Annotated in this window: 17 protein-coding genes and 1 pseudogene; 6 read left to right on the top strand and 12 right to left on the bottom strand. The window is 60.5% G+C overall.

From position 1 onward, the window contains the following. The 5 genes and pseudogenes from NKH38_RS30185 to bluB all read right to left on the bottom strand — a co-directional run. Positions 1–487 (bottom strand): annotated as a pseudogene (locus tag NKH38_RS30185) (transposase); the annotation flags it as partial. A 701-nt stretch (positions 488–1,188) separates the two neighbouring features. Then, on the bottom strand, positions 1,189–1,443 hold the full coding sequence (locus NKH38_RS30180) for a helix-turn-helix domain-containing protein (protein ID WP_031197535.1): 255 nt from the start codon (positions 1,441–1,443) through the stop codon (positions 1,189–1,191). Between the two features lie 452 nt (positions 1,444–1,895). Then, complete coding sequence (glmS, locus tag NKH38_RS30175; protein ID WP_023731596.1) at positions 1,896–3,716, bottom strand: glutamine--fructose-6-phosphate transaminase (isomerizing); 1,821 nt, start codon at positions 3,714–3,716, stop codon at positions 1,896–1,898. Positions 3,717–4,090: 374 nt separating this feature from the next. After that, complete coding sequence (locus NKH38_RS30170) at positions 4,091–4,357, bottom strand: class I SAM-dependent methyltransferase (RefSeq protein ID WP_198031538.1); 267 nt, start codon at positions 4,355–4,357, stop codon at positions 4,091–4,093. Positions 4,358–4,598: 241 nt separating this feature from the next. Then, entirely contained in the window at positions 4,599–5,234 is a 636-nt protein-coding gene (gene bluB / locus NKH38_RS30165; protein WP_023685561.1) for a 5,6-dimethylbenzimidazole synthase, read from the bottom strand. Positions 5,235–6,253: 1,019 nt separating this feature from the next. Between bluB and NKH38_RS30160 the strand changes: the two genes are divergently transcribed. Both NKH38_RS30160 and NKH38_RS30155 read left to right on the top strand, forming a co-directional pair. Next, positions 6,254–6,568 (top strand): hypothetical protein, encoded by a 315-nt coding sequence (locus tag NKH38_RS30160; protein WP_023685563.1) that lies wholly within the window; start codon positions 6,254–6,256, stop codon positions 6,566–6,568. A 1,125-nt stretch (positions 6,569–7,693) separates the two neighbouring features. Continuing rightward, positions 7,694–8,449, top strand: coding sequence for a Crp/Fnr family transcriptional regulator (locus NKH38_RS30155; RefSeq protein ID WP_023731597.1), 756 nt, complete (start codon positions 7,694–7,696; stop codon positions 8,447–8,449). A gap of 538 nt (positions 8,450–8,987) precedes the next feature. On the opposite strand, the gene NKH38_RS30150 is transcribed toward NKH38_RS30155, so the two are convergent. From NKH38_RS30150 to panB, 7 genes are all read right to left on the bottom strand, one after another. Next, positions 8,988–9,962: a hypothetical protein gene (locus NKH38_RS30150; protein WP_352765327.1), complete on the bottom strand. Its 975-nt coding sequence runs from the start codon at positions 9,960–9,962 to the stop codon at positions 8,988–8,990. 170 nt (positions 9,963–10,132) lie between these two features. Continuing rightward, positions 10,133–10,543, bottom strand: coding sequence for a DUF2285 domain-containing protein (locus tag NKH38_RS30145; RefSeq protein WP_023673629.1), 411 nt, complete (start codon positions 10,541–10,543; stop codon positions 10,133–10,135). Between the two features lie 58 nt (positions 10,544–10,601). Next, positions 10,602–10,976 carry a transcriptional regulator domain-containing protein gene (locus NKH38_RS30140; protein WP_352461172.1) on the bottom strand — a complete coding sequence of 125 codons (375 nt, stop codon included), beginning with the start codon at positions 10,974–10,976 and terminating at the stop codon, positions 10,602–10,604. A gap of 22 nt (positions 10,977–10,998) precedes the next feature. Further along, positions 10,999–11,631 carry an acyl-homoserine-lactone synthase gene (locus NKH38_RS30135; RefSeq protein WP_023707030.1) on the bottom strand — a complete coding sequence of 211 codons (633 nt, stop codon included), beginning with the start codon at positions 11,629–11,631 and terminating at the stop codon, positions 10,999–11,001. 92 nt (positions 11,632–11,723) lie between these two features. After that, positions 11,724–12,449, bottom strand: coding sequence for a LuxR family transcriptional regulator (locus tag NKH38_RS30130; RefSeq protein ID WP_023708081.1), 726 nt, complete (start codon positions 12,447–12,449; stop codon positions 11,724–11,726). A gap of 93 nt (positions 12,450–12,542) precedes the next feature. After that, positions 12,543–13,406 (bottom strand): pantoate--beta-alanine ligase, encoded by an 864-nt coding sequence (gene panC, locus NKH38_RS30125; RefSeq protein WP_023740408.1) that lies wholly within the window; start codon positions 13,404–13,406, stop codon positions 12,543–12,545. Beyond that, on the bottom strand, positions 13,403–14,263 hold the full coding sequence (gene panB, locus NKH38_RS30120) for a 3-methyl-2-oxobutanoate hydroxymethyltransferase (protein WP_023707031.1): 861 nt from the start codon (positions 14,261–14,263) through the stop codon (positions 13,403–13,405). Before panB ends, panC begins: the two co-directional genes overlap by 4 nt. Before the next feature lie 162 nt (positions 14,264–14,425). Between panB and NKH38_RS30115 the strand changes: the two genes are divergently transcribed. From NKH38_RS30115 to nadC, 4 genes are all read left to right on the top strand, one after another. Continuing rightward, positions 14,426–15,394: an NUDIX hydrolase gene (locus NKH38_RS30115; protein ID WP_023673634.1), complete on the top strand. Its 969-nt coding sequence runs from the start codon at positions 14,426–14,428 to the stop codon at positions 15,392–15,394. 67 nt (positions 15,395–15,461) lie between these two features. Then, positions 15,462–16,436: a quinolinate synthase NadA gene (gene nadA, locus NKH38_RS30110; RefSeq protein WP_023697792.1), complete on the top strand. Its 975-nt coding sequence runs from the start codon at positions 15,462–15,464 to the stop codon at positions 16,434–16,436. Further along, positions 16,433–17,974 carry an L-aspartate oxidase gene (locus tag NKH38_RS30105; RefSeq protein ID WP_352765331.1) on the top strand — a complete coding sequence of 514 codons (1,542 nt, stop codon included), beginning with the start codon at positions 16,433–16,435 and terminating at the stop codon, positions 17,972–17,974. The genes nadA and NKH38_RS30105 overlap by 4 nt, the downstream gene beginning before the upstream one ends. Beyond that, positions 17,974–18,828: a carboxylating nicotinate-nucleotide diphosphorylase gene (nadC, locus tag NKH38_RS30100; RefSeq protein WP_023673637.1), complete on the top strand. Its 855-nt coding sequence runs from the start codon at positions 17,974–17,976 to the stop codon at positions 18,826–18,828. Before NKH38_RS30105 ends, nadC begins: the two co-directional genes overlap by 1 nt. Positions 18,829–18,903: the final 75 nt, after the last annotated feature.

Genomic DNA, 18,903 nt, shown 5'->3' with positions numbered 1-18,903 from the left:
CGTGCACAGCGTCGAAGGTGTCGTCAATGTCGAGTACGATCCGCTTCGGCACTTGCCGGAACGAGGCGCAATAGAGATCGACCATCGCCCGCCCCATCGCGACCAGCTCCCGCACCCCGGGTAGGTTCTCCAGCCGGCACAGCGTCGATTGCGACGCCAGATCCCGACCCGACGGCAGCGCATCCTGGGCCATCTTGAAGACCGGATCGCGGCGCAGCCGGTTGGCGTCGTTGCCGTCATCGTAGCCGGCGGCGATCACCTTCATGCGAAAGTCGATCATGTCCGCCAGGCTGTGGACGACCTGGTCCGGGCAGCACGGATCGTCGATGCAACGCGCCAGACGCTCGGCCACCCGCAACTGCTTTTCCACCTCGGCCAAGGCCAGAACGCCGCTGTTGGACGACAGCATGCCGCCGTCGAAACGGGCGACGACGGACTAGCCGCCGACTGATGACAAACCGCTCAGCGGCAGCGCAAGATCGTTCATGGTGCGTGTGGTCTCCGGGAAATTTCGGATCGGCTTAAGCAACCAAATCCTACGTCATTTCAACGGGCTTGCGCCACATCCACCAACCCCCATGAATTTTTCAGGCTGGCAGAGAGGGTGCTTGCGGTGCACTCACTGACACGAGATCGCAAATGGAGGCGCGTGACCACCAGAACTGGCGACACCCAAGGTGGTCCGCTGGACCCGCAGGAGGAACCACAAGGTGTCAGCGGGCAGAGCGCAAGCGAGTGGCTACTTCGATCTTTCTAGAAGCGCGCCGGCAGCCTGGGCGGGGGGCTTGGGGGTCAGACTGCCGGCGCACGCCACTCACGAAGAGCGGCCCCTTTTCCTGGTTCGAACGCCCATAGTCAACCCGGAAACGTCAGGATGCCCGCCATGTTACTTTCAGAGCGGCGCGACTTCGCCATGGTGGACGATTCAGCCTAGGAGTAGCCACTCTCGTAGGCCGAGTTGATGCTCAAGCCAGCATCGCCTTGCCGAACTAGGAAGAGTTCGCCGTTAGTCCTTCGTCGCGAGCCGATGCCGTCGTGCACGTTTCGTAGCACTCCGGGCAGCTATATCGCTTTGTTGTTCGGTGAGCTGCGCCAGAAGGCATCGCATCAATCGAATCAAGCGTCGACATCAGCCGCAAGCTTCACATCACAACAGCTAGTCCACCCATTGCAGATCATCCGATCTGTTCAGGCGGCGTCCGAAATGTCCAACTCCGACTCAAGAATTCCCACAGGTATGGAAAGCGATTTCGCTATCCGATCCCGATAGCCCTTGCTGTACCTCAGACCTCGCTCGATGTTTTGGATTTCCTCAGCGGCCAGCCCGCACGCGACCGCCAGGTCGTCGATCGAATATCCAAGGTGCTCGCGATAAGCGCGGACGATGTGGGTTCCCTGGGACATAGCCGTCAAGACTGGTTCGGGAATGCGCGAATCCTTCATAAACATCTCCAAGAACTGGGAGCTCCCTCGGAGATTCCTCCCCGAGGCGCACACTTAGCAATAAAAAAAATTGGTCGTCCATTCGGCCGAACCGGCCTCATGCATGGGATGGGCCGCTGAATTGGCCGGGCCGGAATATGGCGGCTCACCTCCTTCTGATCAAGTATCAAGGCTGCCCGTGCTGAGAGCCTGGTCGGCGTAGCGCATGCGACCTGCGATCCTTCGTGGACCATTCTCGCCGATGGCTTTCTTGAACAGCAACTCGAACTTTCGGCAGGACACTGCTTCCTTCGGCCAATCTCCACCGGCGAGGCAGCGAAAGACCCGCTCGTAACCGCTACCGAGTTTCGCAATTGCAGCAAACAATGGTCATCTGGTTTCATCCGGGCTTCGGATCCAGACAAGGGGTACCGCTTTCCTGGAGGCGCATCGCCACCTGTACAGGTTCACAATCATTCGACCGTGACCGATTTTGCGAGATTGCGCGGCTGGTCTACATCCGTCCCCATGAAGAGCGCCGTGTGGTAGGCTAGAAGCTGTATCGGGAGCGAGAAGATCATTGGCGCGATAATCTCGTCGACAACCGGCAGCACGAGCGTGTGCATGGTTTCGAGTTTCGATACGGCTGCCCCTTTTTCATCGGTGATGAGGATAATCCGCCCTCCACGGGCAGCCACTTCCTGCATGTTGGAAACGGTCTTGTCGAAAAGACGGTCATGGGGCGCGATGACGATCACCGGCATGTTCTCGTCTATCAAGGCGATCGGCCCGTGCTTCAATTCACCCGCTGCATAGCCCTCGGCATGGATGTAGGAAATCTCCTTGAGCTTCAGCGCACCTTCCATCGCTAGCGGGAAACTGGTGCCACGGCCGAGATACAGGACGTCACGACACTTTGACAGTTCGCGCGACAAGAACTCGATTTCCGGCTGGATGCACTCGAGTACGTGGCCCATCACGCGCGGCAATTCGGCGAGGCTCCTGACGAGCGCCTGCAGCTCGTGTTCGGGGACGGTCCCGCGGGCTCTGGCCGCGCCGATGGCGAGTGCTGCTAGAACGGCAAGCTGGCAGGTAAAAGCCTTGGTAGAGGCGACGCCGATCTCCGGTCCGGCAAGGATCGGGAAAACCGTATCGGCCTCCCGAGCGATGGTCGATTCGCAGGCATTGACGATAGCGCCAATTTTCAGCCCACGCTCCTTGCAGTACCTCAATGACGCAAGCGTATCGGCGGTTTCGCCGGACTGCGAGATGAAAAGAGCCGCCGACTGCGGCGGCAACGGGATCTCGCGGTAACGGAATTCGGACGCAACGTCGATTTCAACCGTCAGGCGCGCATAGCGCTCGAACCAGTATTTTCCGATCAGTCCGGCGAAATAGGCGGTCCCGCAGGCAGAGATCGCCAAGCTCGGGACCTTGGCGAAATCAATGCCAGGAACCATGTCGCGACTGTCTATGATGTTAATGTAATGACGGAGAGCATGGGCGATGACCTCGGGCTGCTCGTAAATCTCCTTCTCCATAAAGTGGCGATGGTTGCCCTTGTTGGCGAGATCGGCCGCGGCCGTGGAGATATGGCGCGGACGCTCGACGGGACGGCCGTCGACATCGAAGATATGGGCGCCCGAATTGCCGACAACGGCCCAGTCGCCGTCGATGAGATAGGTAATTTCATTGGTGAAGGGAGCAAGGGCGATCGCGTCGGAGCCCAGGAACATCTCGCCGTCGCCGTGACCGATCGCGAGCGGTGGTCCGTTGCGCGCCGCCGTGATGGTCGACGGTTCATCTTCGAAGAGGATGGCAAGCGCATAAGCGCCCTTGACGCGTTTCAGCATGGCACGCGTGGCCTCTTGCGGCCTCATGCCCTCTCGGCGGTATCTTGCCAAGAGATGCCCAACGACCTCGGTGTCGGTGTCGGTCTGGAACTCGGCGCCATCCGCCGCCAATTCGTCCTTCAGCTCGGTGAAATTCTCGATGATGCCGTTATGGACTACGGCGACACCGTCGCTAAAGTGCGGGTGCGCATTGCGTTCGGTCGAGGCCCCGTGGGTTGCCCAACGCGTGTGGCCGATGCCGACGTTGCCGCTCAGCGGCTCTTCCTTCAGTCGCGTCTCGAGATTGACGAGCTTGCCCTCGGCGCGCCGGCGGTGCAAGGCACCCTCGATGATCGTCGCAACGCCGGCGGAATCATAGCCGCGATATTCCAAACCCTTCAACGCGCCGATCAACCGATCCGACACCGGCTGTTGCCCAACGATGCCAACAATCCCGCACATGTTCGTCTCCGCATCTTTGCGGGCAGCACCAGCCCACGCGAGACGGATACCCGTCCGGCCGCTTTAAGTGGCGGCCTTGTAGTAGAATTCCATAATATTGGTAAAATTGATTGTTGTGATAACTACCATCCACCCGATGGATAGGTCGGCGGCTGTGGAGCCACGACCCAAACTTCTATTCGCGCCTGACGCTCTTATGAGGATCGCAAACTCACACCCGCGGCAGGATCACGGCCTCGGAAAGGCCAGGAGGGCTTGGACAGTGGACGGACGACGGGCCTGCGACCCTTTGTCAGGCAGTCGGCATCTAGGAGCATGGTGCCGCCGACTTGGGCATCGGCGATGGTCTGTCTTGGCGACAGCCTGAGTTCGCTTCAGGACCGTCGTCGTCTCGCGCGGCTGCCGGTGTCAGTTGACGATAACAAATGTCCGCCGGGGGCGAGCGCCTCGCGCACGGCACGTGCCAGCCGCGGTCGGTCCGGGACGCCGTCGAAGGCGTTGGCCGTGAAGACTCGACGGGGCGTGACACCAGAGTAGCGAGTTCGTAGCGCGTAGCCGGCGACGAATTCGCAATTGGTCGCGCCGGCGCCGGTCAGCCGGCGCTGCGCGGCCTCCAGTTGGTCGGCGTAGTGCGACGACATGGCGGGCGATCGTGGCGATCGGCACAGCCGCCCCGCAACAGAGGTCGACCACCTCCATGCCCGGCTTCAGCCCGGTTGTCGCAAGCGCCATCTTCGCTGCGGTCGCGCTTGTCATGCTGCTCTTTCCTGGCCTTTGCAAGAACACGAACCTCGGCTTCGGTCGGAATGGCAATGTGGCGAAGGGCGACCCGATCTGCGTCAAGCTCATCGCCAGGGAAGAGGCGAATGATGGGCAGCCCCACTACCGCCTGATCACCACCGGCGGCCGCCGATGTTCCCAGCATTCGCGTTCCAAGGTCGGCATGTCGTGCTCCTCGCTGGCATAGCCGAGGCAGAAATAGCCGATCAGCGTCCATTCGGGCGGCGTGTCGAGAATTTCGGCCATCTCGGTGGCATCGAGGATCGACACCCAGCCCATGCCGATGCCCTCCGCCCGCGCCGCCACCCACAGTGTGTGCACCGCCATGACGGCCGAATAGTCGATGGTCGCCGCCATGGTCATGCGACCGAGCCCATGGCCTTGTCGGGTCGTGCGGTCGGCGAAGACCGCGAACTGACAGGGCGCCTCGTCGAGCCCGGCAAGCTTCAGCCGGGCATAGAGTGCGGCGCGCTCTCCCGAAAAGCGCGTGAGCGCCTCGGCATTGCAGCGCTCGAAGCAGTCTCTCACGGCAGTGCGCCGCTTGAGGCTCTCGACGACTACGAAGCGCCAGGGCTGGCTGAGGCCAACGGAGGGCGCAGTGCTGGCGAGCTCGAGCAGGCGTTCCAGCGTACCCTCCGGCAGAGCCGTCGGCTCGAAGCGCCGCACATCCCTGCGCCAGCGCAGCAGCGTGATCAGCCCGGAGCGAAAATCGTCGGTGAAATCTGGAGGTGACGGCATGGCGGTCTCGTTAGGTATGTATTGGACACTAGGGAGTACAGTGTGGACAGCCTACTGCCGATTGCCAAGCTGGCTTGTTGCGTCCGACAATCGCGTCATGCGGCCCCAACCGCAAACGATAGAAAAATGTTTCCTGATGGGCGGCGCTATTAAGATGCAATCGACCAAGCCAGTTTCGATCAGCTCGCACGGCGGTGAATCGCGTACCAGGCCGTTGGTAGATGCGCCATTGACACTCAGGCGCACCCGTATCGCTCACCAGGCCTCGGAATGCGGAGAACGTCGGCCTGGAACGCGGAGACGGCGACAGGCGTCTCAGCTTGCATATACTCGTTCCTGCCGCATCGCCTGCAACTCAGTTTGCTTCCGACCACGTCGGCCTCGACGTCCCCGAAGATTCCCCAGGTCATTCGGCCGATACCATCGTCTGACATCATAGTGCCGCAGCGGACAGCACCAGCTGCCCAATTTCATTTGGGGCATCGCTGAGCTTCCAGTCGCCACCGCAATTTCGTCTTCCACCAGCGTCAGGCCTGACCCAAATTGCAGCTCATCCCTCTCACAGTCAATTCGCGCTTGAATTATATGTTCTACTTTCGTTCACTGTTCGGACGACACATTAGAAAGAGCTGGAATGGAATCTATCATCAGCCCTCGACAGCCGCCAAAGGTGGCCGCTGTTCAAGCCCGCCGAAAAGTTTGGATGCCGTTCACAAGGGGAGAGCATTGGTGGGACCATGCCGGCGCCATCTACCTCTTTGTTCTTCTCGGGGAACATCGCCCGGGCCAGTGGTCTCAATCGTGACCGGAGAGTAAAAATAACGGACGCGCATCAGGGCTCGCGCACGTGGAACGCAATGAGCATCCCCAGTTACTGGCACATTCTACAATCAGCTACCAACTGACAAACGTATGGCAGGAGACGGATGAGACGTGGACGGTGTTCGACCGTCGTACCGCAGAGTCGCCATAAGTCGCATTTAGGAGGTCCTGATATTTGATGCAAATGGCTGGGAACGTTGCTCACCCTCAACTCGGAGGTGACCGTTACCATAAACAGCGGATGGGCTGGTGCCGTCATGAAGTTGGAGGGCGACTTGCCTCCTCTAGCCGTTTTCGCAACCTATTCCGTCGCCGTCTCGGTCAAGATCATAGATATCGGTGCCTACGACAGAGACCGGCCCGTGTACGTATGCGGGACCATTGCCCTTTCCGGAGGAACAGTCGACATCGCTGGCGATTGGAACACAGGCGCCTGTGTAGTTAGGGTCGCAGGATTCTTGGCCATGAGCGCTGCTGATGAAGGACGCCAGACCCAGAGCGACCGCGCCTAGACGATGAAACCGCATCAAACACCCGCCAGCTAACACCCAAGAAATCTTAGCGGGCATTTTAGCTCCATGCAATATTAGCACTGGCTTGAGCGCCTATATATCACCACCAAGCTCCAAAGAGATAAGTTATTGCCCCACTGCAATGATCAAGATCGCGTTGAGGGTCGCGCGATGGCGGGCTACTTGATTTCGGTTTGGCAGATGCGTGGCCAAAGACCGACGCGTGCTGCCAGGCATATGCATCTTCGGCGGGGTTTGACTTTTGATATTGCTAGGCAGGAAGGTCGCTAGCTGTACAGACCAGCTTATTACCGAGGTCGAGAATCCTAGTACCGATCGGTGGTAGTGCATCCACAGCAGTCTGATTTGACAGCCGTCGTCGAGCCGGAGTTCGCATCGCCCTCTGCGGTGAGGCCTCCGTAAGCGTCTGCGACGACCGACAGAGTCGACAAGCACGCGCTTCGTTCAGCGCCCCGAGGTGATCATGGCTGAAAGCGGCCCTACAAGGGCGGCCGATAGTAGCCTTCAAGGCCTACAAGAGGCAAACGCTGTGGAATCGTGTGCAGGGCGAGGTCGGCGGTCCCGAAGGAGCATAAGAAGAACAAGGCCGAATGGCTGAAGCCGGGACTGGTCCGCCGGTCACGAGGTCGGAGGGCGAAGAGAAGCTGCGCCTCGCGAGGCTACGGATTTCTGGGAGGATAACCAAAGAGCGCGGCCAGTCTTAGGTATATTGTACGATTGTTACCCAAGCGGCGGCCGCATGGACTCTCATCATCTTGGAACTACATTGCCAGAATGGCACAGCTCTTTGAATCCGCCCCAATGAGCGCTTCATTTCAGATGATCGTGGACCACTATGAGACAGCGGTTTCACTCCAGGAGCGCATTGTAACTCGCGCTCGACAAGTCGGCTTGGCGACCAAAAGCGATGACGAATTTCTGGAGCATCTGAATGCCGCGTTAGAGCGGGTGCGCCAAAGCTTGGCTCGGGCGATTAACGTAATTGATTAAAAAATGGGACATCCGCGGTCGGCAGGCATACAGTGTGCCATCGACGGCAACTCTAAGGGCGTCCGTCGGCTGTGAGCGATCAACATGCTTCCGCCCCAATAGGGAGAGGGAGCTATGACAGACTCCAGTTCACAAACTCACACTGCCGCGCAACGCGACACCGGCCAAAATTCGATCTATCGCAATTCGCTGCTGCTACGAATGTGCTCGGCAGATTTGGCATTGCTGCAACCTCATTTCGAAAGCGTCTCCCTTGGGCTGAAGACGCATCTCGAAGTGGCGGGGTCACCAATCAGCACCGTGTACTTCTTCGAGAGCGGTCTCGGGTCAGTGGTGGGCGAGCTGCGGCCTGGTATCGAAGCTGAGATCGGAATCATTGGTTGTGAGGGCATGACCGGCTCAGCGCTTATCATGGGCGATGACCGGTCAACGCACGATTGTTACGTCCAATTAGAAGCCCGAGCCTTTGTTATCGACGCGGGCCTCTTCACCAAGGCGCTTCTGACAAGCCCAACCTTGCGAACCTTTCTGCTCCGCTACGTTCACTACTTTCACCTCCAGGCAAGCTTCACCGCGCTCAGCAATGCCCGGATGAACATAGTCGACAGGCTCTCAAGATGGCTGGTGATGTGTGATGATCGCGTCGACGGGAACAGCTTTGCGATTACGCACGAGTTCTTATCAGTTATGCTCGGTGTCAGGCGGCCCGGCGTCACCATAGCGCTGCAAACCTTGGAGGGCCAAGGTCTGATACGCTCAATGCGAGGAGAGGTAGTCATTCTTGATCGCGCGCGTCTAATTGCGCTGGCAGATGGGTCATATGGCAGGGCTGAAGCCGAATACGCTCGGCTAGTCGGCAAACTGCATTGATCGCAGGTGCCGCGGCGTCCGTAGCGCCGCGACGGTGATCGCCAACGAATGTGCTCGACAGGAGATGGTCGATCTCCTGCATTGGAGTCACGTAAGCCGCCTAGACAGAGCCTTCACCGCCGACGTTGCCGAGCATCGGGATCCAAGACGAAGCTGTCATGCCGGCACCGCTGCATGCGCCCCGCGAGGAACAAACCGCCCCTCGCCTTCGTTCAGGATCCCGAAGCACGATACGGCTGTGCACCACCTTCCGGCCACTCAAAGGAGACCCGAGACGACTTGGTCCGTAAAGGAGGTTTTCGAAGAGCATCTGAGGCTTCGCGCGGCAGGCGATATCGAGGAGGATCTCTTGGGCGCACTGCCATCTAACCTCGATTAAACAGGCACTGATGCGCTGGCTGGAGCAATGGCGAGACTCATTGCACCAGCCAAGTTCAGGGCATGTGCAGACAACCGCTTTTGGCCCGGAACAGATCGATTGGCGGCATAGCCTTATCTTTCCCTCACAACGGGAAGGCTGTTTCGGGACTTTTCGAAATCAGCGGATCACAGGCTCGCCATGGAAGCGGCGGCGCGATGGAGGAGAAACGCCGAAGCCAACTTCCATCATCAGCCGTGGCCTGTGCGACGGCACGGTGCCCATATGGAACCCGAACGGATCCTCGACGAAACCGAAACCGGCCTTGCCGGTCAGCGTGACCGGACTCTGCTTGCCGTAGACGTTCAGAATCTCTTGCGCTGGATGGCCGACGACAAGCGTAAATTGGTGCTTGAGGGCGCGGCGATCATGGCTGCCGCGAACATAGATATGCGGGCCGGTCCCCTCGTCGACGGGCACCAGATAGAAAAAGAACTTCAGCATCCGCCAGTCGTCCAGGTCGAAGTGGTATTTGCCGAGCGAAGCCAGGTTCTTGTCCGCGTCCGACGCCTGGCCGGTCGGGAAGCTCCACCAGACGCGCGTCGTGATCAGCGTCGCCTGGCCGCCGAGATAGTGCGCCGCGATATCCATGAGCAGCGGATCGTTTTGGATGGCAACGGCCGACTTACAGCCCAGAATGCGCTCGAAATAATGGCCGCTGAGCAACGGACGGCCAAATCGCGCCTCAGCCTCCGCATGCTCCGCCGGCATGAACTCGAGTCGGCGATCGAAATTGCCGAAACAAGGTGTGCACCTGGCGAATGCGGCTACATCTTCAGCCACCATTGCAGGCAGGACAAGGCCGGGAAAAAGCCCATCCATCCGCAGCGCGTCGACAACGTCGTGGCAATTGACACCGGCAAACATCGTGTCCTGGGCTCTTTGCGGCCTTCGGACCGGCTTTGCACCACGCCAGTGCATTCTCCGTGCCGGCATGGTGCGCGCCAACATGAACATGGGCAGCCACGCCGGGTTCTCGCGAATATCCGACAGGTAGGTCGGAATGCGTACGGCTATGCGACGCAGCATGCTGCCGTTTCGCGCGATTGTCTCAAGGCTTGCAGCGCCGGCTTTGTCGGAGTTCATAACGGTCATCGGGGTCCTCAGGTCATGAATGCACTTATCGACGAAGTTGGGTCCCGGTGTTTCGCCGAAACCCGATTCGCCGCGGAAGAACTAGGCGCTTGCCACGTTTTGTGCAACGCACCATTGCAGTGAGAAAATGGAGGTTGCGCGTTCGTATAAGACAATCGCAACCACTCCAATTACCTCAGGAACTGTCTGTAGCCGCCGCCCATCAGGTAGCGGCCGCGTTGGATGGCGCGACGTACCTGATCGCGAAGATGGCCGCCTGGATGACGCCAATCTTCTTCGACACGGCGTCTCCCGAACAAGGCAATGGCGACCTCCTGATGAGATGCTCCCGCCAGCGAGCCATCCAAAGCCTGCAGTACAATACGCAGACGCGCTCCGCGGTGTTCCGGCGGAAAGCAAGCAGCTGACACGCGGCGGCAATCATTGATGTCGTTCAGGAACTGAAGGGCAGCGACATGGAACTTGAGGTGCTGCGGCTGAAGGATTGCGTCGACATATAGCCGCAACGGGCGGAGGACGGACGCACCGGAAACGGCGATCTGCAGACTCCGGCAGTTCTCCCTCAGCAGCACGTGCTGCATGCCCGCAGCTGTCAGCAGGATGTCCTTGCAGCATGAGAGCGAAGAAAGGTGAAGCGGTTCAAAATCGTGGTCGAGCCCCAGCGGCTCCGCGGCCGCTCGTAGAATACAGGCGCAATCGCGCGGATCCCAAAAGACCCTCGCCGATGTAGCGTCCGACTGTGGCGCGTCCGCGAAAAAGGAGGCTCCATTGTCTTAGGAAAGCTGATTCTGTCGTCAACTCGATTATCTTCATGTCGGCCTGGGTTCCGACGAAGCAGGCGGACGGTGCCATTTTGGCGTGGTCGCGCTGGAATTGTGGATTGCGCCGAAGAAACTCCCAGGCCCAGCCAGTGCGTGGCAATCGTCTGGCGTAGTGGTAAGCGTCCTGGCGACGCCAGTCCGGCCAGCATACAAGGCCGACCGTCGCTTCCTTGGGCAAACCAGCATCCTTCATGGCACAGGTGTCCACAATGGCGCTATGCTGACGGGCCTAGAACCGGTTGCCACAGTACCGGTCCGCTCAGACGTCCCCTGCTGCGGATGCGCAAAAGGCTCGCGTGGGAAATCTCGAGAAACCCAGCCACCGCCTCCGTTTTGCCGACGCACTTGGGTTCTCCGATGCGCGACAATGGCCACGTAGCAAGGCGGAGGATCCGCTCCATGCGCGTGTCCGTCACCGTTACGATCCGGGTCAGATCCTTGGCCAAGCCGAACTCGATCATGCCCGCGAAGAGCTCGTAGGTCGCCTGAGCCAGCCCGCCCGCTGCCTTGGGCGCCGACGGAGGAAGATCGAGCGCGAAACGACTGCTCTCCCATATGTCGGTGGTCGAGGGCACGACGTCAGCACCCAGCAGCACCGGGAAGGTGTCGCGCAACATTGTGGGTCCGGTGCTGGGCAAAAGACGCACGCAACCGCGAATTCGCCAGTCGGATCCTTTGAGGAGCAGATAGACAGGCTTGAGAGCATCAAACGGATCGGATTCCATCTGGTCTTCGGTATCAACTTCCCAATCGAGCCTTTCCTTGAACACCCGAAACCTGAGCCCGTGCATCTCTTTGAGCTCGCCTGCAAAATCACTGTAAAAGTCTGGTGCTATCAGTTGCATCATGGTCGCCTCCATGTGGGATGTGTTCCCGCCATCGAAGGGCAAAGCTGACAGCGATGCAGCCTGTAGAGGTTTACAGGTATCGTGGCTGAGAATCAGGATCTCGTCAGGCCGGAGGCAGCCATTCGTGCAACGGCTTGGTTGATCGTTCGAACGCCAAACTTTGCCTTGGCGTTTTCCAGATGAAAGGTCACGGTGCGCTTTGAGACGCCGAGAAGCTGACTAGTATCCCAAGCCGACTTGCCGCGCGCCGCCCATTTCAGGCACTCGAACTCCCGCGGGGTGAGCGTTACACCATCCACCACGCGATGATCGGCGAGCCTTCGCCGGACATGGATATGAAAGTTGATGGCCACCAGCTGCAATGCTTTTTCGTAACGTGCCAGTGACCGCAACAGAGGCGGACGGGACTCGTCGGAAGCAAAGGTCAGGGCAGCAAACCGGCCGAGATGATCATGCATGGACATCGTCAGGCCGCCGCAGATGCCAAACTCAGCCGCACTCTCTAGAATTTGTTGCTGCGAATTCGGCAGACCGTGCCGAGCGCGATCCACACCCCAATCGAATGTATCCCAGCCTTGCAGCCCGCGCAGGATGACCGGATCGAGACTGTGGTACCGCTGTTGCAGATAACGTGACGTCCAGGATGAAGGATAGTTTGAAATCAATTGGGGGGCGTCGCCGGAGGCTGACGGGTAGGTGAAATAGGCGAATAGCGGGAAGTCGAAGCCGGCTGCAGCGGAGGCCATTGCCTCACCGAGATCGGCAGCATCAACACTTGCAGACAGTTGCTCGACGAAGTTCTCAAACACGCGATGCATGTGTCCTGTGCGTAACCTCCGTAACGCTCAATGCCAGGCAGAGACCTTGTTTTAGATGATCCCGGACGAATACGGCGCGTGCCGAGAACGTGGCTAATCTGTTGAACCAATCCGAAATAGTCTGACGTTGTCTATGAGCCGTGTGCCGCCGAGCCAGGCGGCGGCAAGCAACCGTGCCGGTCGATCGAGGCTTGTTATCGGGTGCAGATCTGCCTCATCGCGAAGTTCCAGGTATTCGACCTCGCGATAGCCTGCAGCCAGAATTGCTGCGCGAGATTCTGCAAGCGTTGGCAGGATGGGTGAGCCGCGCTCAAGCCGCTCAGCCGTCTTGAGCAGGACCGATGATAGCTTGGGAGCAACAGCGCGTTCCGCTGGCGAGAGCCGCACATTGCGCGATGATAGCGCAAGACCGTCGGCTTCACGGACTGTCGGACAGGCAACAATGGTGATTGGAATATCCAGATCCCGGGCCATGCGCCTGACCAGGTGAATTTGCTGAAAGTCCTTTTCGCCAAAGAAGCCGAAGTCAGCGCTGGTCTGCAGGAAGAGCTTGGCGACGACGGTCGCCACGCCGTCGAAATGCCCCGGCCGGAATGTACCGCACAGGCCTTCGCTGACACCGCAAACCGAAACGGTGGTGGCGAAGCCCGCCGGATACATCTCCTCTGCATCTGGCGCATAAAGCAGGTGCGCGCCAACCGGTGCCAGTTTGGCGGCATCCTCGTCCTCGGTGCGGGGATACGCGGCAAGATCGGCCTGGCTGTTGAATTGCTTCGGGTTGACGAAGAGCGTCACTATCACACGGTCTGCCTTCTCGAGTGCAGCGCGCACCAGGCTGAGATGGCCCTCATGCAGGACGCCCATCGTTGGCACCAGGGCTATCCTCACACCTTCGCAGCGCCATGCGGCGACGCTTTCGCGAAGCTGGTCAACGCTCCTGACGATCGGCACGCTCACGCTGCTTCTCCGCTCTTGGTGGCGTCCGTGTCGGCGGGCTTGGGCGCATCGGCAAACACGTGCTCTGCGGCGGGAAACTGGCGCTCCTTCACCTCGCGCGCATAGGAAGCGATCGCAGCCGCAGCCGCCTCCCGGAGTTCAGCATAGCGCTTGACGAACTTGGGCCGGAAGTCGCCGAAGAGGCCCAGCATGTCGTCGACGACGAGAATCTGGCCGTCACAGGCTGCCGAGGCACCGATGCCAATGGTCGGGGTCGCCACCTCCTTGGTGATCCGGCGGGCGAGCGCCTCAGGAACCTTCTCCAGGACGACCGCAAAGGCGCCCGCTTCGCCCACCGCAATTGCGTCGCGCCTGATGCGCTCGGCATCCCCGCCCCTGCCCTGTACGCGGTAGCCACCGATGGTGTTGATGGCCTGCGGCGTCAATCCGACATGGGCCATGACGGGCACGCCGCGTGCGGCGAGGAAGCCGATCGTCTCTGCCATCGCTTCGCCGCCTTCGAGCTTGACGGCCGTGCAGCCGGTCTCGGCCATGACGCGCGCGGCATTGCGGAAAGCCTGCTCTGGGCTTTCCTCGTAGGAACCGAACGGCAGGTCGACCACCATCAGCGCCTGCTTGATGCCACGGCGCACCGCCTGGCCGTGCGTGATCATCATCTCCAGCGTGACGCCGAGCGTCGAGGGCAGGCCGTGGAGAACCATGCCGACGCTGTCGCCGACGAGCACCACATCACAATGGGGATCGACAAGCCGGGCGACTGGGGTGGTGTAGGCGGTAAGGCAGACGAGCGGCGTCCCACCTTTGCGCGAACGAATATCCGGCGGTGTGATCGCCCTGGTGTCACCATAAGCGCTCATGGGACCCTCCTTCCCCTACGTTACCAGCTGCGGCTGTCGCCTTTGGCACATTTTTGTGCAGGTGCGAAGAGCAAAAAAATGGCCATGCAGCTGCGGGGTGTTGACGTGCCAATTGGCACGCTTACACTAAATCGATTAAGGTGCCCCCGAGTTGGCCAAATAATGGACGATCAGGCAATAGGACTCAGGAAAGACAGAGCCGCCGGCAAGGCCGACAACGTCAAAGTGGACTTGATCGCCTTTGTGGTCGCCGTAAACGGCAGTCAACCCTGTGTCCTCACCATCGGCCAGGCGGACACCTTGCCCTCCGGTCCCTTTGCGCTTGAGCACCGATCGCTGCAATCCGGCTTGAGGGGGTGGGTCGAGCAGCAAACCGGCCATCGGCTGGGGTACATTGAGCAACTCTACACGTTCGCGGATCGGGATCGCATCGGCGCCGAGCGCCAGCAGCGCGTCATCTCCATCAGCTATCTCGCATTGACGCGCAAGGAACAGGCAGCGGGCTCGCCCAAGTGCGGATGGCAGAGTTGGTATGAATATTTTCCATGGGAGGACCACCGCTCCGGCACGCCTGCGGTCGTGCTGGACGTTCTGCGGCCGCGCCTGATCGAATGGGCAAACGGGGTTGGCGATTCGGCCACGCGACGTGAACGCTGGCAGCGGGCGACGATAGCCTTTGGCTTCGACGACCGCCTTTGGAACGAGGAACTCACGCTTCAACGCTATGAGTTAGTCTACGAAGCAGGCCTGGTCCAAGAGGCCGTTAGAGGGCGGGACGCAGGACCCCCGCCGCTGGTGCCCAGCAAGTCCATGGTCGCCGATCATCGCCGCATCGTGGCGACCGGCATTGCGCGGCTGCGCTCCAAGATCAAATACCGCCCAGTCGTCTTTGAGCTGATGCCGCCGGTCTTCACGCTTTTGCAGCTGCAGCGAACCGTGGAGGCGCTCGCCGGCAGGCTCATCCACAAGCCGAACTTTCGCCGACTGATCGAACAGCAGGAGCTGGTCGAGGAGACCGGAGAGGCCACCACTGAGACCGGCGGCCGACCAGCGAAGCTTTTCCGTTTCCGCCACGCCGTTCTGGACGATAGGCTCATCGCCGGGACAAAATTGCCGCTGGCGCGGGGTTGACATCCCTTATACTCACAGCAAGTATATGCTGGTTATTTTCAGTTAGAGTATAAGCGGGAGGGGGTCGATGGGCGCCATGCTGCCTACGGCCGCGTTGCTCTACGAGCGCGTCCGACGAGTGATCCCGCCGATTGAATGGCCGGCTTTCGCCGAGGATATCGAGGCGATCCTTGCGCTGAAGCGCGAGCGCAACGCGATCATCCTGGCGCACAATTATCAGACGCCCGAGATCTTCCACTGCGTGGCCGACATCGTCGGCGACAGCTTGGCACTAGCCCGCACGGCTGCGACGGTCGAGGCGCAAGTCATCGTGCTGGCCGGCGTCCATTTCATGGCCGAAACGGCCAAGCTCCTCAATCCGGGCAAGACCGTGCTCATTCCGGATCTCAGCGCCGGTTGCTCGTTGGCGGACTCAATCACGGCAGAAGACGTGCGCTTGATGCGCCAGCGTTATCCCGGCGTTCCGATCATCACTTATGTAAATACGTCCGCCGAAGTGAAGGCCGAGTCGGATATCTGCTGTACATCCGGCAACGCCAAGGCGGTCGTCGAATCCCTTGGGGTTCTCCGGGTGATCATGTTGCCGGACGAATATCTGGCCCAGAATATCGCCGCCCAGACAGATGTGCAGATCATCGCCTGGAAAGGGCGTTGTGAGGTGCATGAGCGCTTTTCACCGGCCGACATCCGCGAGTTGCGCGAAAGCCATCCCGGCGTGGTCGTGCTCGCCCATCCCGAATGCCCGCCCGACGTCGTGGCTGAAGCCGATTTTTCCGGCTCGACGGCTGCCATGTCCGACTATGTCGAAAGGCAAAGGCCGCCACGTGTCGTGCTGATGACGGAATGCTCAATGAGCGACAACGTCGCGTTAGCCCACCCAGAGGTCGAGTTCATCCGGCCCTGCAATTTGTGCCCGCATATGAAGCGGATCACGCTTGCCAACATCCGCACGGCGCTCGAGCAGAACCACCATGTCGTAACCGTCGAACCCGGGATCGCCGGGCGCGCGCGGCTAGCGGTCGAACGGATGCTGGCAGTTTGAGCGCCGACCCCCGCAGCTTCTTCGGGCGGCCCATCATCATCGGCGGCGGCATCGCCGGACTGATGACCGCGCTTCAACTGTCGCCGGAGCCGGTGCTTCTTCTGTCAAGGTCGCTGCTGGGAGCTGACAACTCGAGCACCTGGGCCCAGGGGGGCCTGGCTGCAAGTTTCGGCGAAGACGACGATCCGGCAATGCACCTGGCCGATACGGTTGCCGCCGGGGATGGTCTCTGCGACAGAGACGTGGCGAGCCGCATCCTCCAAGCCGCGCCTAAGGCCATAGAGGGGCTTGCGGGCTTTGGGGTTCGCTTTGACCGCACGCCGGAAGGATCACTGTGCCTCGGATTGGAGGCCGCACACAGCCGACGTCGCATCGTTCATGCGCATGGGGACGGCACCGGGCGTGAGATCATGCGTGCGCTGATCGCGGCTGTGCGTTCCACTCCGTCGATAGTTGTCGTGGAGGGCGTGGAAGCGCGCCGGCTCGCCGTGCGAGAGAATGCGATCCGAGGCGTCTGGGCGAGCTGTTCGATCGCACCTTTCTTCTTCGGCTCACGGCGGGTCGTCCTCGCCACCGGTGGCATCGGGGGACTGTTTCTCGACACCACGAACCCTTGGGGCAGTTGCGGACAAGGCCTTGCGCTTGCGGCCCGCGCTGGAGCTGTCCTAGCCGACCTCGAATTCATTCAGTTCCACCCGACCGCGCTTGACGGCCCAGAACGCCCTATGGCGCTGGTCAGCGAGGCTGTGCGAGGCGAAGGTGCTGCCCTGATCGATGAAACCGGCCAGGCTTTTCTCCAGAGCGTGCCCGGGGCGGAACTTGCGCCTCGCGATGTCTTGGCCCGCGCCGTGTGGAACCATCTTGCGGACGGCCACCATGTTTTTCTCGATGCCCGACAACGGCCAGGCCCGGCATTCGCTCGACATTTCCCGACAATCGCATCAGCCTGCCTTGGAGCGGGCATCAATCCCGCGCGCGATCTCATCCCCATTCGTCCGGCCCAACACTACCACATGGGTGGCGTTGCCGTGGACAGCTCGGGCAGGACCTCCGTCAAGGGGCTGTGGGCCTGCGGCGAAGTCGCTTCGACAGGACTGCATGGCGCCAACAGGCTCGCCAGCAATTCCTTGACGGAGGCAATCGTGTGCGCCCGCTGGGTCGCTGAAAGCGTCGCCGGAACGCCTGCGCGCAGAACAAGGCCTGCGTTTGCGAACGTTTACCCACCGCCCGCTCCGATAGCCGTGCGCGTTTTTCTGTCGCGCGCACTCGGCATCGTCCGGGATGGTCAAGCGTTGAAAGCAGCCGCGCGTGCCTTATTGCCGCTCGCCGAAAGCAAGGATGCGGCCTCGGATCCGGCGGCTGTCGGGCTAATGATTGCTGTTGCCGCCTTGTTGCGCGAAGAAAGCCGCGGCGCTCATTACCGGACAGATTTTCCTCATCATGCGACTGCCGCCCGACGGTCCGAAATCACGCTCGAAGCCGCCTTGGCGGCTGCGCGGGAACTCGGACACTCGCCAAGCTCCGAAGGTGCAAAGTGATGATGCTCTCACCGCTCCCCACGGTCCTGCTTGAGCCGCTTGTACGGGCATCTCTTCTTGAAGACCTTGGCAGAGCCGGCGACTTGACCACGGACGCCATCGTCCCGAAGGAATGCCAAGCGGGAACCGTGTTGGTGGCGCGACAGTCCGGAGTTGTCGCCGGCATCGATCTGGCGATGCTCGCTTTCGGCTTGATTGATCCTGGTGTCGAAATCTCCGTGGAGCGGGCAGACGGCTGCAATGTCGTGGATGGAGAGGTCATTGCATCAGTGGTTGGCCCGGCCCGGGCCATTCTCACAGCCGAAAGGACGGCACTCAATTTTTTGTGCCATCTGAGCGGCATCGCCACAGCAACGGCATCGATGGTCGCTGCGGTTCGTGGATATGGCGCGAAGATCGTCTGCACCCGCAAGACGACGCCCGGATTGCGGGCAGTCGAAAAGTATGCCGTGCGCGCAGGTGGCGGGTCCAATCACCGCTTCGGCCTGGACGATGCAATTTTGATCAAGGACAACCACATCGCCATCGCAGGCGGCGTCCGGCCAGCGCTCGAGCGAGCACGAAGAGCGGCCGGTCATCTCGTCAAGATCGAAGTCGAGGTCGATACTCTGGCCCAGTTGGAGGAGGTACTTGGCTTCGCTCCCGATGCGGTTCTGCTCGACAACATGTCCCTCCCCGATCTTCGCCGCGCCGTCGCAATGGTCGGTGGCCGCGCTATCACCGAGGCTTCTGGCGGGATCACGTCGCATACAGCGCGAGCGGTTGCCGCGACCGGCGTTGATCTGATTTCGGTCGGCCGACTCATCCACAGCGCGCCGATCCTGGATATCGGCCTCGACCATCGGGGCTCATGATTGTCTGAGTAACGAACAGGATTGGGTCACTGTCCTTTCCGATCATCATAGTCAGATAGCAAAGACCCGCAAGAC

Origin of the sequence: Mesorhizobium sp. M1078, from assembly GCF_040318615.1 — a bacterium.
Lineage (GTDB): Bacteria > Pseudomonadota > Alphaproteobacteria > Rhizobiales > Rhizobiaceae > Mesorhizobium.
This window is presented reverse-complemented; position numbering and strand designations above follow the sequence as displayed.